At 71.6% G+C, this 12,038-nt stretch carries 13 protein-coding genes and 1 pseudogene; 8 read left to right on the plus strand and 6 right to left on the minus strand.

All coding sequences use genetic code 11. The features are described 5' to 3' along the window. Window positions 1–65: 65 nt before the first annotated feature. Window positions 66–1,079, minus strand: a complete 1,014-nt coding sequence (locus tag AB0H88_RS02925; RefSeq protein ID WP_357640471.1) for an ABC transporter substrate-binding protein — start codon at window positions 1,077–1,079, stop codon at window positions 66–68. A 95-nt stretch (window positions 1,080–1,174) separates the two neighbouring features. On the opposite strand from AB0H88_RS02925, the gene AB0H88_RS02930 reads away from it, so the two are divergent. From AB0H88_RS02930 to AB0H88_RS02950, 5 genes and pseudogenes are all read left to right on the plus strand, one after another. Continuing rightward, complete coding sequence (locus AB0H88_RS02930; RefSeq protein WP_357640474.1) at window positions 1,175–2,215, plus strand: iron chelate uptake ABC transporter family permease subunit; 1,041 nt, start codon at window positions 1,175–1,177, stop codon at window positions 2,213–2,215. Further along, a complete protein-coding gene (locus tag AB0H88_RS02935; protein WP_357640476.1) occupies window positions 2,212–3,219 on the plus strand; it encodes an iron chelate uptake ABC transporter family permease subunit in 1,008 nt (335 codons plus the stop codon). Before AB0H88_RS02930 ends, AB0H88_RS02935 begins: the two co-directional genes overlap by 4 nt. A gap of 51 nt (window positions 3,220–3,270) precedes the next feature. Continuing rightward, window positions 3,271–4,089: an ABC transporter ATP-binding protein gene (locus tag AB0H88_RS02940; RefSeq protein ID WP_357640478.1), complete on the plus strand. Its 819-nt coding sequence runs from the start codon at window positions 3,271–3,273 to the stop codon at window positions 4,087–4,089. 45 nt (window positions 4,090–4,134) lie between these two features. Beyond that, window positions 4,135–4,608 (plus strand): hypothetical protein, encoded by a 474-nt coding sequence (locus AB0H88_RS02945; protein WP_357640481.1) that lies wholly within the window; start codon window positions 4,135–4,137, stop codon window positions 4,606–4,608. Between the two features lie 60 nt (window positions 4,609–4,668). Continuing rightward, window positions 4,669–4,782: pseudogene (locus AB0H88_RS02950) on the plus strand (hypothetical protein); the annotation flags it as partial. Here the strand turns inward: AB0H88_RS02950 and AB0H88_RS02955 are convergent. The 3 genes from AB0H88_RS02955 to AB0H88_RS02965 form a co-directional block, all read right to left on the minus strand. Next, on the minus strand, window positions 4,746–5,906 hold the full coding sequence (locus AB0H88_RS02955; RefSeq protein WP_357640484.1) for a glycosyltransferase: 1,161 nt from the start codon (window positions 5,904–5,906) through the stop codon (window positions 4,746–4,748). The pseudogene AB0H88_RS02950 and the gene AB0H88_RS02955 sit on opposite strands and share 37 nt — an antisense overlap. Continuing rightward, complete coding sequence (locus AB0H88_RS02960) at window positions 5,869–7,092, minus strand: iron-containing redox enzyme family protein (protein WP_357640486.1); 1,224 nt, start codon at window positions 7,090–7,092, stop codon at window positions 5,869–5,871. Before AB0H88_RS02960 ends, AB0H88_RS02955 begins: the two co-directional genes overlap by 38 nt. A 241-nt stretch (window positions 7,093–7,333) precedes the next feature. Continuing rightward, a complete protein-coding gene (locus AB0H88_RS02965; RefSeq protein ID WP_357640489.1) occupies window positions 7,334–7,966 on the minus strand; it encodes a helix-turn-helix domain-containing protein in 633 nt (210 codons plus the stop codon). Window positions 7,967–8,002: 36 nt separating this feature from the next. On the opposite strand from AB0H88_RS02965, the gene AB0H88_RS02970 reads away from it, so the two are divergent. Next, window positions 8,003–8,317 (plus strand): rhodanese-like domain-containing protein, encoded by a 315-nt coding sequence (locus AB0H88_RS02970; RefSeq protein WP_357640491.1) that lies wholly within the window; start codon window positions 8,003–8,005, stop codon window positions 8,315–8,317. Between the two features lie 97 nt (window positions 8,318–8,414). Here the strand turns inward: AB0H88_RS02970 and AB0H88_RS02975 are convergent, their stop codons facing one another. Beyond that, window positions 8,415–9,668, minus strand: a complete 1,254-nt coding sequence (locus AB0H88_RS02975; RefSeq protein WP_357640494.1) for an ArgE/DapE family deacylase — start codon at window positions 9,666–9,668, stop codon at window positions 8,415–8,417. Window positions 9,669–9,734: 66 nt separating this feature from the next. Between AB0H88_RS02975 and AB0H88_RS02980 the strand changes: the two genes are divergently transcribed. After that, window positions 9,735–10,706 carry an endonuclease/exonuclease/phosphatase family protein gene (locus AB0H88_RS02980; protein WP_357640497.1) on the plus strand — a complete coding sequence of 324 codons (972 nt, stop codon included), beginning with the start codon at window positions 9,735–9,737 and terminating at the stop codon, window positions 10,704–10,706. Between the two features lie 49 nt (window positions 10,707–10,755). Beyond that, entirely contained in the window at window positions 10,756–11,076 is a 321-nt protein-coding gene (locus AB0H88_RS02985) for a co-chaperone GroES (protein WP_357640500.1), read from the plus strand. Between the two features lie 3 nt (window positions 11,077–11,079). Here the strand turns inward: AB0H88_RS02985 and AB0H88_RS02990 are convergent, their stop codons facing one another. Then, window positions 11,080–12,033 (minus strand): hypothetical protein, encoded by a 954-nt coding sequence (locus AB0H88_RS02990; protein ID WP_357640503.1) that lies wholly within the window; start codon window positions 12,031–12,033, stop codon window positions 11,080–11,082. Window positions 12,034–12,038: the final 5 nt, after the last annotated feature.

Below are 12,038 nucleotides of genomic sequence, written 5' to 3' on the forward strand. Positions count from 1 at the left end.
ACAGACGATCGGATGATCCGAAACACATCTCCACCCACATTCACTCAGCGAATCAGGACAACCGTTCATACCTTCTTCAGGTTGGCCACGAGGCCTTCCACGAAGTCGGCGTAGCCCTGATAGCTGTAGGGGGCCTCGGCGCTCCACGGGTAGAGCTGCCCGGCCTTGACGGCGGGCAGCTTGGCGAAGGTGGGCTTCTTCATCATCTCGGCGGGCTTGAGCGACTGGGTGCGAGTGTCGTAGAGGATGACGTCGGCGTCGTAGGTGTCGGCGTTCTCCCAGCTCAGCGTCTGGAAGAAGCCGCCCTCGTCGACCTTCGCGGGCGTGACGACGGTCAGGCCGTTCTGGGTGAGGTGCACGATGTCCGGATATTCCGGCGGGTTCACCACCCACAGGGCGTCGGGGCCCGCAGAGACCATGAGGATCTTGAGGTCCTTGAACGCCGCCAGCTCCTTGCTGGCCGCCGCCAGCCGGGCCTTGGCCTCCGGCACCCCCCGCAGGTCCGCGCCCAGCGATGTGGCCAGCTCCTCGTACGTGCCGATCACCTCCATGGCGCTGCGGCCGGTGAGCATGATGCCGGCCGTCGGGGCGACCTGCTCGATCATGGCCTTCGACTTCTCCGGTACGTACCAGAGCGTGCCCTTGATGTACATGCTGCTGACCAGCAGGTCCGGCTGGAGCGCGATGTACTGCTCCACGTTGAACTCGTCCCAGACGTTGCCCAGCCCCGTGACCTTGGCGATGTCGACGTTGCCCACCTGAGGGTCCCTGGCGCCGTCCTTGAGCTTGTGCGGGCCGAAGACGCCGACCGGGCGCACACCGAAGTCCCACAGCGCCGCCGCGGCGCCCACCTGGGCGACCACCCGGGTGGGACGCTTGGGCAGGCTGAGCTTCTTGTCCCGGTCGTCGGTGAACGTCCACCCGCCCGCCGCGCCGGTCGGGGCCGCCTGGGTGGCGGCGCCCTCGCCACCCGCCTGCGTGGCGGCGCCCTCGCCACCGCAGGCCGCCAGCGTCAGGGCCGCCGCGATGCCCGCCGTGGCCGCGAAAAAGCCCCTGCGAGGCAGTACCGGTCCCGACATGTCCATCTCCTAAGGTTAGGCTTGCCTTGGTTGTGGGGCTTTACCTTAGCCTCGCCTCAATGTGACCGTGACGAAAGGGGTGCGGGTTGCCCGCGGTGAAAGAGCGCCCGGCCGAGGTCGAGCCGGTGGCGTCCCGGGGGCGTCCGGCGGCGCTGGCCGGTGGGCTGGTGGTCGTGTTCGGCGTGCTGGTGCTGGCGGCGATGGCCAGCGTGGCGCTGGGCGCGCGGTCGGTGCCGCTGTCCACGGTGCTGGACGCGCTGACCGCCCCCAACGGGTCCGGTGACCACACGGTCATCCGCGAGCTGCGCGTCCCGCGGACCCTCCTGGGCATCGGCGTGGGTGCCGCGCTCGGGCTGGCGGGGGCGCTGATGCAGAGTCTGACCCGCAACCCGCTGGCCGATCCGGGCCTGCTCGGCATCAACGAGGGCGCCGCGCTGGGCGTCACCCTGGCGCTCGGGCTGTTCGGGCTCTCGGATCCGACGGTCTACGTGTGGTTCGCGTTCGGTGGCGCCGCCGTGGCCTCCGTCGTCGTCTACGCGCTGGGCTCGGCCGGCCGCTCGGGCGCCGGTCCGGTACGCCTGGCGCTGGCCGGCATCGCCGTCGGCATGGTGTTCACGGCGGTGGCCTCGGCCATCCTGCGCATGGACCCGCAGACGTTCGACCGGATGCGGTTCTGGCTCACCGGCTCGCTGGCCGGGCAGACCTCCGACGTGCTGCTGCGGATCGCGCCCTTCATGGTCGTCGGCCTGGTGGTCGGGCTCCTGCTGGCCAGGCCGCTGAACATGCTGGCGCTGGGCGACGACGCCGGCAAGGCGCTGGGCGTGGCCGTCACCCGTACCCGGGTCCTCACGGCCGTGTCGGTCACGCTGCTCTGCGGCTCCGCCACGGCCGCTGCCGGGCCGCTGTGGTTCGTCGGGCTGGCCGTGCCGCACGCCGTACGCGCGGTGGTGGGTCAGGACCAGCGGTGGGTGCTGCCGTACACGGTGCTGGCCGCGCCGGTGCTGCTGCTGGCGGCGGACGTGGCCGGGCGGCTCATCGCCAGGCCCGGCGAGGTGCAGGTGGGCATCATGTGCGCGGTGGTGGGCGCGCCGATCTTCATCCTGATGGCCAGGCGCAGGAGGCTGGCCGCGCTATGAGCATCCGTTTCGGTCCCTGGTCCGTACGGCTGGCGCCGCGGGCCCTCGTCGTCGCCCTGGTCCTCGTCCTCATCGCGTTCGCCGTGACCGTGGCGGCGATCTCGACCGGCGAGTTCACGGTGTCCGTACCCGACGTGCTGACCGCGCTGTTCGGCCAGGGCACGCCCGTCGCCGAGCTGATCGTGGGCAAGCTGCGCGCGCCCCGGGTGGTCACCGGGCTGCTGGTGGGCGCGGCGTTCGGCCTGAGCGGCGCGATCTTCCAGAGCCTGACCAGGAACCCGCTCGGCAGCCCCGACTTCATCGGCTTCACCGCCGGCGCCTCCACGGGCGGCATCCTCGGGGTGATCGCGGGCGGCACGGCGCTGCAGATCGCCGGCGGCGCGCTCGCGGGCTGCGTCGGGACCGCCGTGCTGGTGTACGCGCTGGCCCATCGCGGGGGCGTGCAGGGCTACCGGCTGGTCCTCGTCGGGATCGGCGCGAACGCGCTGCTCCTGTCCGCCAACTCCTACCTGCTGACCAGGGCCAACATCAACGACGCCGCGACCGCGGGCGCGTGGCTCACGGGCAGCCTCAGCGGGCGCGGCTGGGACCACGCGATCCCGGTGGCGGTGGCGCTCGCGGTGCTGCTCCCGGTCTGCGCCTCGGTGTCGCGGCCGATGCGGATGCTGGAGATGGGCGACGACTCGGCGCGGGCCATGGGTATCAGGGTCGAGGCCGTACGGGCCACGGCCATCACCGTGGGCGTGCTGCTGTGCGCGGTCGCCACGGCCGCCGCCGGGCCGGTCATCTTCGTCGCCCTGGCGGCTCCGCAGCTGGCCAGGCGGCTGACCCGGTCGCCCGGCGTGACGATGGGCGCGTCAGCGCTCATGGGCGCCGTCCTCCTGACCGGCGCCGATCTGGCGGCCCAGCGCGTACTCGCCCCCACCCAGCTGCCCGTCGGCGTGCTCACGGCCGCGATCGGCGGCGCCTACCTCGCTCTGCTCCTGCGGAAGGACCGCCACTGATGCTCCTTCGAGAAGACCGCCACTGATGCTCGCGCGAAAGGACCGCCCCTGATGGCCCTCCCCCAGTCCGAGTCCGCCCGGCTGTCGGGCAGCGACCTCACCCTCGCCTACGACCAGCGCGTCGTGGCGGCCGAGCTGGACGTGACGATCCCCGACGAGTCGTTCACCGTGATCATCGGCCCGAACGCCTGCGGCAAGTCCACCCTCCTGCGCGCCCTGGCCAGAATGCTCAAGCCCAGGAAGGGCGCCGTCCACCTCGACGGCAGCGTGATCACCTCGCTGCCGTCGAAGGAGGTGGCCAGGCGACTCGGCCTGCTGCCACAGAGCTCGATCGTGCCCGACGGCATCACCGTGACGGATCTGGTGGCCCGCGGCCGCTATCCGCACCAGAAGCTGATGCGGCAGTGGTCACGCGCGGACGAGGCCGCGGTGACCGAGGCGATGCGCGCCACCGACGTGTCCGAACTGGCCGACCGGATCGTGGACGAGCTGTCCGGCGGCCAGCGGCAGCGCGTGTGGCTGGCCATGGCGCTGGCCCAGGAGACGCCGATCCTGCTGCTCGACGAGCCGACGACGTTCCTCGACATCTCCCACCAGATCGAGGTGCTGGACCTCTGCGCCGACCTGCACGAGGCCGGACGCACGATGGTGGCGGTCCTGCACGACCTCAACCAGGCGTGCCGCTACGCCACCCACCTCATCGTCATGCGCGAGGGCGCCATCGTGGCCGAGGGCGAACCGGCCGGGATCGTCACGCCCGACCTGGTGGCCCAGGTGTTCGACCTGCGATGCGAGATCATCGAGGATCCCCAGTCGGGCACCCCGCTCATCATTCCCGAGGCGCGCCGCCAGGTGAGAACGACGGCCTGATCCATCTCTCCCCGGAGGGCTGATCACGTGAGGTAGAACGGCGGCATGGACGCCGCAGTACTTGCGCAGATGTTGGACGAGACCTTCGATCACGCCGTCGTGCACCACGGATACACCAACTACATGCGCGACTACGAGGTCATCGTCTACGTGACAGCCGATCCTCGGACTGGGGTCGAGCCGGCCTACCTGCGGTATCTCTTCAGGTACTGCGTCGAGGCCCGCTGCGAGTCGTCGCTGGCGCCCGAGATCTGGCGTGTCTCTCTCGACGACCGCCTCATCGACTACCAGACCGGTGTCGACCTCGACGGATACGTCTGGGGTGTGAAGTGGCACGGCTTGTACCCAGGCGCGACGGTTCTCCCTGAGTCGCAAGCGACCCAGCGTTGGGCCCAAGCCGTCGGAATCGACTTCCACGAGGTTCGCCTCGAAACCAACGCGCACCATCTCACCCTGCTCTTCTCGGACCTACAGGTCAGCGAGGTCCCGACTGGATACGCCCCCTTCATCACCGGCTAGCGTGTCGATTTCGCACCTGGGACGTCGTTTTGGCTATGACCTGCGGGGCAGGAGGGGCTGATGGACGATGAGGTGGCGAGGGTGACCCTGTGCGAGGACGGTCCGCTGTTGCTCAGAGGGTCGTTCTCGCTGGTGACTCAGGACGGGACGGTCGTGGAGCCGGGGCGGGCGACGGTGGCGCTGTGCCGGTGCGGGGCTTCCTCCGCCAAGCCGTTCTGCGACGGCTCGCACAAGGCGATCGGCTTCCGCGCCGCCAGCGAGCCGGACCCGCCCCTCTGATTCTGCAGGCGCGCCCGACGCCGCAGCGTTCGGGTGGAGTGGGCGGCTATCCGCAGGCGGCGGCCCGCGTAGGGAACACCGCCCCGCAGCGCCGCAGCTACGGCGAGCCAGGTGCAGACGGCCCGCTCCAGCACCCAGACGGGTGCGAACAACGACGCCGCCCACGGGAACACCCGGCGGCCTCCGCCCCGGCGACGACCGGCCTCGGCCAGCGCGATGGCCAGTAGCGCGGCGGCGGCAGGCGGCGCGTACCGGCGCCGGAGCAGCGCGGTGGCAACCGCCGGGAGAACGGCCAGGAACGTCGCCAGCCGGAGTGGCTGCGCCAGATCGTCGTAGGCCTGCCGCACCCGTTGCGACCAGAACCGCCCCGCGTCCGGTGGCAGGCGGCGCACGTAGAGGCCGGGCGGGCGGGCCTCCGTGCCACCATGCGCACGTACGGTGCGGATTAGCTCAAGATTCTCGAACAGGACGTCGCCGTCGTAGCCGCCCATCTCTTCGAAGAAGGCGCGGCGGATGCCGAACGTGCCCGGATAGTCCGCGCCGAGGCTACGGTTGAGCAGCGTGCGGGCGGTGTCCCAGAGGGCGTGCCAGGGCAGCGGATCGAAGTGGTTCTGCGGCCGGACAAGGTCGGCGTGGTCGAGGAGCGAGTGGACGGCGGCCAGCGCGGCCCCGTCGTACCGCACGTCGTCGTCGGCGATCACCACCCGCTCCGCCCGGGCCAGCCGCAGCCCGGTCGTCACCCCGGCCACCTTGCCGTTGGCGTGGCGGAGACCAGGGTCGGGACGCACGTGGGTGACCAGGCCGCGCCAGCGGCGGGCGTGGCGGGCGAACAGGGCGGCCGGACTGCCGTCCACGACTATGACGCGGGCGTGCTGGGTGAGGGTGCGAAGGTAGCCGGTCAGCTCGTCCAGGCCCGCGTCGTCCTCCCAGCGGAGCGGGAGCACGTAGTCGAGCCACCTGCCGTCTGCCGTGGCGGGTCGCTCACCCGGCATGGCGATCGGGGAAACGGCTGGTGACATGGCATGGGCTCTCCGCCGCGACCTCACTCTCCAGGGCGTCGCGCTCCAGCGCATGGCCCCTTGGCCCATGGCCTTCCAGGTCACCGTGGCCTTCCAGGTCACCGTGGCCTTCCAGGTCACCGTGGCCTTCCAGGTCACCGTGGCCTTCCAGGTCACCGTGGCCTGCCGGGTCACCGTGGCCTGCCGGGTCACCGTGGCCTTCCAGCGAGCTGGCGCCCTGCTGCCAGCGGTCGATGACGTGCTCGGCCCAGCGGCGTTCGACGGCCAGGGCGCAGGCCGCGCCGTACAGGATGTCGCCGCTCAGCGACGGCTCCTGGGCGGCCAGACCGGCGCAGAGGTCGTGCGCGGCAACCTGCTCGTGCACCGCGTCCGCCTGCACGTGCTCCTCGTAGAAGCGGGTGGTGGCCGCGTCGCCGCCGAGGTGGCGCAGGGCCAGGGCGTAGCGGCGGTTGGGCAGCGACGAGGTCATCTCCAGCGCCGCGAGGTGTCCCGCCAGCGCGCCGCGCAGCCGCCGGTGCAGCCCGAACAGCGACATGACGTTCGAGACGGCCAGCGTGATGCCGGGCACCCGCGACAGGTAAGCGCCGTAGGAGTCGTCCAGGCCGAGCCCGGTCATCGTGGTCCTGAACAGCTCGGCGTGCATGCGCTCTGCCCGCCCGCCGCCGTACTCGTCGGCCTGGATCTCGACCAGGGCCGCCTTGGGGCCGCCGTGCAGGCGCGGGATCGCCCACGTGTGCGGGTCGGCCTCTTTGAGGTGATAGATCGAGCGGTGCACCACGAACTCGCGGAACCGCTCCAGGTCGGCCTCGCGCTGGAGGTGGGCCGCCAGCGAAGGGCCGCTCGCCTCCTCCTTGGCCACCAGTTCGGTCAGCGCGTGACGCACCTGCTGCGGCGGTACGGCCGGCGGGCGACGCGGCACGGCGAGCGCGAGCGCCGACTCCAGGCAGTGTTCCAGCTCCCGGCGGGCGGCCAGCAGAGACGGCTGCCACTCCCAGCGGTCGTCCACGTCATCGAAGCCGCGGTAGTGCAGCTCATAGCAGGTGAAGAGGGCGAGTTGGAGATCGCCGTCGTACAGCGCCCAGGTAGGCGGAGGAGTGCTCGGCGGCGGCTCCAGCTCACCCGGCGGGCCGCCGAGCCGGGCGAAGATTTCGGCGGTGATCGGGCCGCGGGCAGTGGGCAGGCGCATCACGCACCTCCTGAAGCAAGATTGCGAGCTGCTCCGCAACGGCCGCGTGCGTCCAAAGCCGACACTTCACCCCCGAATGCCCCGTCGCCGTCACCTGCCCTGCCGCTACCCGCTCAAACCGGGCGCCTCAAGGACACGCGAGGAGGGCAGCCAGACCGAGCACCGCTGACCCGTCCGGTCGTGCCCGCCTTTCCGGCAGGGGCCGCCGCCCTGGTTCACCGGCTTGCCCCCTTTCATCCCCTCACCCCACCAGGGCCCCGACCAGGGCGGTGATCGCGTCGCGTGCGCGGGCCTCGCCGTACTCCTGCCTGAGCACACCCGCCACCTCCGCGGCGGTGGCCGCCAGCAGCGCGTGGGACAGCACGTCCGCGTCGGAACCCGGACGCGACGCCGCCAGCAGAATGGCCGCGTGGCGGTGCCAGAAGCGATAGGCCCCGATCCGGTAGCGGGCGCCCGGACTGGCCGTCTCGGACATGCGTACCAGGTCGAGGTGGGCGAACAAGTAGTCCAGATAGGCGTCGACGAAGGCGGTGAGCCGGTCGCGGGCGGGCGCGCCGGGACCCAGCGGCGGCGGGCCGGACAGGATGCGTTCCTGCAGCACCCGCTCGCGCTCGTCGAGCAGCGCCACCGCCAGCCCGGACTTGTCCCCGAATCTGCGGAACAGCGTGCCCTTCCCCACCCCGGCCTCCGTCGCGATCGCGTCCATGGAGACCGCTTCGACCCCCTTCTCGGCGAACAGTCTGGCCGCGGCGGCCAGGACCTTCTCCCTGTTGCGCGCCGCGTCCGCACGCTCGTTGACCGGACCCCCGCGAAGCAGTTCCAGTCTCTGTCTTGACGAACCGGACCGCGGTCCGTTAGCTTTCGAGCCATCCACAAACCGGACTGTAGTCCATTTGAACCGGAGGCCACAATGACCATCACCCGCGATGAGCTCCGAGCGGCACTCGGCACGGTCACCGTGCTCGACACGCTCGGCGGCGCCTACTACGACCAGCAGCACCTGCCGGGTGCCATCGCGCTGGTCGAGAGCGAGGTCGTGGAGCGGGCGCCCGCGCTGCTGCCCGACAAGGACGCGCCGATCGTCACTTACTGCTCGAACCCGGCCTGCAACAACAGCAAGGCCGTCGCCCGCCGCCTGACCGCCCTCGGCTACACGAACGTGCGCAGGTACGTCGAGGGGATCGAGGACTGGGTGACGGCGGGCCTGCCGGTGGAGTCCTCGTAGAACGTAGTTCTTGGAGCGTGCCAAAGGAAGGGGAAGGCAGGGCCAGGTGACCCTCTGGAAGCCACAGTTTTCTCAGGGATGAGTCCGGGGGCGCTGCTCAAAGTGTTCCGCAACGGCGCACCACGAGCGTTGCCAGCGCTCGTGTGACCTCACGCAGCTCCCGCAGCTCGACCTGTTCCCTGGGGGCGTGCGCGTACCGTACGTCGCCGGGGCCGTAGTGCAGCGCCGGGATCCCGCCCGCCGCGTAGAGCCGCAGGTCGCTCCCGTACGGCGCGGCCTTCTCCATCGGCCGCGCGCCCGTCGTGTCGGCGACCGCCCCGGCCAGCTCCGCCAGCAGCGGGTGCGCCTCGGGCAGCCGCCCGCTGGCGAACTGGCCGCCCGGCCAGGTGATCGCCGGCGGGTGGTCGCGCAGCCACGGGTGCGCGACCGACAGCACCGCCTCCTCGAACGCGGCCCGCGCCGCCGCCGGGTCCTCGTCGAGCCGGACGCCCATCCGGCCCTCCGCGACGAGCAGGTCGGGCACGCTGCTGGCCCAGTCGCCCGCCCGCACGGTGCCGATCTCGATCGGGTACGGCATCGCGTTCCCGGCGAACACGGCCGGCACGTCACGGTTGCGCTCGGCCTCCAGGCGCCGGATCGCCTCGAACACCGGCCAGAACACCTCGACCGCGTTGACCCCCTCGTACCGGGTGGCCGCGTGCGCGGCCCGGCCCACCACCTCCATGCGGAACGTCAGCGCGCCCGCGTTGGCCGTGATGACGGCGCCCCCGGTGGGCTCGGTGATGACCGCCGCCTCCGCCGTGTGGCCCCTGGCCAGCGTGGCGAACGCGCCGAGGCCGCCGTCCTCCTCGCTGATCACGCAGTGCACGGCCAGCGGCCGGGCCAGCCGTACACCGGCGCTCTTGAGAGCGCGGACGACGGCGAGGTTGGCGGCCAGCCCGGCCTTCATGTCGCAGGCGCCGCGGCCGTGCAGGGTGTCGCCGGTGATTCTGGCGGCGAACGGGTCGTTCCCCTCCCACTGGGCCGGGTCACCGATGGGCACGACGTCGACGTGACCCTGCAGCGCCAGTGCCGGTGTGCCTTCGCCGCCGGTCACGGCCACCACGCCGTAGCCCTCGGCCCTGGGCGCCTCGGTGCCGGGGAAACCCGCGCGGCGGCCGAGGTCGTCGAGGTCCAGCTTCCAGACGTCCACGTCCAGATCGGCTTCGGTGAGCAGGCGAGCCAGGCGGTGCTGCAGGTCGGACTCCGCGTCGGTGCCCGTCACGCTGGGCACCCTGACGGTCTCGGCCAGCAGGTTCACGGTGTCGGTGTCGTCGATGGCCTGGAGGACCCTGGCTTCCGCGTCGCGCATGGAGCCCACCATCTCATGACGTGAACCTTTGTGATGATTTGTGGCAATACATGGGAGGAGGTGCGGGTGCGAACTTTGGTGAGCGTTCTGGTGTGGTTGGTAGTGGCTCCGCTCGCGGTGTGGGCGGCGCTGCGGGTGAGCCCGTACGACGCGTTGTGGCCTTGGGTGCCGATCGTGGCGTTCACGCCGTACGCCGCGGCGGCCTCCGTACTCGCCCTCGTCCTGGCCGGGGCGCTGCGGCGGTGGGTCGCCGGGGCGGTCGCGCTCGTCACCGTGGCCGCCCTGGCGCTGGCCGTACTGCCTCGCTGGTTCGCCGACGGCGAGCCGGTCGCGGGCGGCGCGTCGGTCGCGGGCGGCAAGTCGGCCGCGGGCGGGCGGACGCTGCGGGTGCTGGCGGCCAACCTGATGGTGGGCTCGGCCGACACGGCGGGGCTGATGGACCTGGTCGCCAGGCTCCGACCGGACGTACTGACGCTGCAGGAGCTCACTCCGAAGGCCGCGGCGGCACTCGACCGGGCGGGGCTGCGCAAGACGTTGCCGCAGGCCGTGGTCCGGGCGCTGCCGGGCGTGGGCGGCTCCGGCATCTACTCGCGCCATCCGCTCACGGCGGGGCCGGCCATCCAGTTCGGCGCGTTCGGGCAGGCCAGGGCGGTGCTCGCGGAGCCGGGCGGGACGAAGATCGAGGTGGTGTCGGTGCACCCGTGCGCGCCCAAGTACGAGGGACGCACGCCCTGCTGGCGGCAGGGGCTGGTCGCGCTGCCTCGCGGCGGTGGGGCCGCGCGGGTGCTCGCCGGCGACTTCAACGCCACGCTCGACCACATGCCCATGCGCGACCTACTGGCCGCCGGCTACCGCGACGCGGCCGACGTCACCGGACGGGGCTTCACCGCGACGTACTGGCCCAGCGGCGGGCGGGCTCCCGGCGTGGTGATCGACCATGTGCTGGCCTCCGCCGGGATAGGGGTACGCGCGTTCTCGGTCGAGTCGCTGGCCAACTCCGACCATCGGCCCGTCTTCGCCGAGCTCACACTGCCCTGACGTCGCGGTTATCGGTTCGCGGGAGTCCGGATGACCGTAAACTGAGCGCGTGGTAGCACCCAAGTTCGAGATCCAGATGCTCAACGACCGGGTGATGATCCGGCTGGAGCAAGAGACCGAGGAGCGGCGCAGCGGCTCCGGGATCGTCATCCCCGCGACGGTCAAGCTGGCCAACCGGCTGGCCTGGGGCGAGGTCTGCGGGGTCGGCTCGAACGTGCGCGCGGTCAAGGTGGGCGACAAGGTGCTGCTCAACCCGGAGGACCAGTTCGAGGTGGAGCTGCACGCGCAGGTCTACCTCGTCATGCGCGAGCGCGACCTGCACGCCGTGGCCACGCAGGAGACCGACCACGGCACCGGCCTCTACCTGTAGGTTTCACGGGCGCCTGAAGGTCATCCAAAGGCTCGCCTTCCACGTCTGGGACGGGATGCCGGCCAGCACCCGTGTGACCTTGCCTGTCAGGTCGACCACCGACAGGCGGTAGGCGCCCTGGTGGGCCATGACCGCGATGACATGGCTCTCGTCCCACCAGCCCCAGAGCATCTCGGGGCTGACCGCCACCCGGCCCGCGATCTTGCCCGTGGCTGGGTTCACCAGGCAGAGCTGCTCCTTGAAGCGGGTGGGGCACCACGTGGTCAGGCGGCTGCCCGACGGCGAGAAGGCGTCCTCCGGCCCGGTCGGCAGCCCGACGCCCGCGAACGTGCGCAGAGCCGCGCCGTCACTGGCCCGGTAGGTCCGCAGGCCGTCGCCGAACCTGGCGACGAGGTCGCCGCCGGGGCTCCACCAGAAGTCCGCGCTCTCGTCGAGCCCGGCCGGGCGGACCGTGCGCGCGGTGCCCGCCACCACGTCGACGACGGTGAAGCCGACGGTCCGCCACTTCCCGCCGGCCTTCTGCTCGACGGTCAGCGCCACCCGCTTGCCGTCCCGCGACCATGAGATGTACGAGGCGGCCAGGGGCTTCTTGACCGTACGGACCCGCCTGGTCTGGCCGCTGGCGCGGTCGGTGAGCAGGAGCGAGTCGTAGCCTGCCCGGTAGGACTTCGGGACACCGGCCACCGTGGCGGCGTCGGGCGAGACCGCCGCCTCCGACAGGGTCGGCTGATTGACGAACGTGTTGCCGGTCTTGGCCCTGAGGAAGGTGCTCTTGGTGCCCAGGCCGTAGCTGCTGAGCCGTACGGGATCACCCACCTTTTCCTGATATTTCACACTGACGCCGGGAAGGGGCAGTGTGTCCTCCTGGGCGGTCAGGAGCTCGGCGGTGCCGGCGGCGGCGGGCGTGGCCGGAGCGAGCAGGGCGAGCGACAGGGCGACGGCGATGTGGGCGATCACGCCCC

It is taken from the genome of Nonomuraea sp. NPDC050680 (assembly GCF_040654555.1).
Classification (GTDB): domain Bacteria; phylum Actinomycetota; class Actinomycetes; order Streptosporangiales; family Streptosporangiaceae; genus Nonomuraea.

Bases quoted from the DNA above. Each gene is read 5' to 3' on its own strand.
- AB0H88_RS02925 (WP_357640471.1), bottom strand. From the start codon at position 1,079: ATGTCGGGACCGGTACTGCCTCGCAGGGGCTTTTTCGCGGCCACGGCG.
- AB0H88_RS02935 (WP_357640476.1), top strand. From the start codon at position 2,212: ATGAGCATCCGTTTCGGTCCCTGGTCCGTACGGCTGGCGCCGCGGGCC.
- AB0H88_RS02940 (WP_357640478.1), top strand. From the start codon at position 3,271: ATGGCCCTCCCCCAGTCCGAGTCCGCCCGGCTGTCGGGCAGCGACCTC.
- AB0H88_RS02945 (WP_357640481.1), top strand. From the start codon at position 4,135: ATGGACGCCGCAGTACTTGCGCAGATGTTGGACGAGACCTTCGATCAC.
- AB0H88_RS02955 (WP_357640484.1), bottom strand. From the start codon at position 5,906: ATGTCACCAGCCGTTTCCCCGATCGCCATGCCGGGTGAGCGACCCGCC.
- AB0H88_RS02960 (WP_357640486.1), bottom strand. From the start codon at position 7,092: ATGCGCCTGCCCACTGCCCGCGGCCCGATCACCGCCGAAATCTTCGCC.
- AB0H88_RS02970 (WP_357640491.1), top strand. From the start codon at position 8,003: ATGACCATCACCCGCGATGAGCTCCGAGCGGCACTCGGCACGGTCACC.
- AB0H88_RS02975 (WP_357640494.1), bottom strand. From the start codon at position 9,668: ATGCGCGACGCGGAAGCCAGGGTCCTCCAGGCCATCGACGACACCGAC.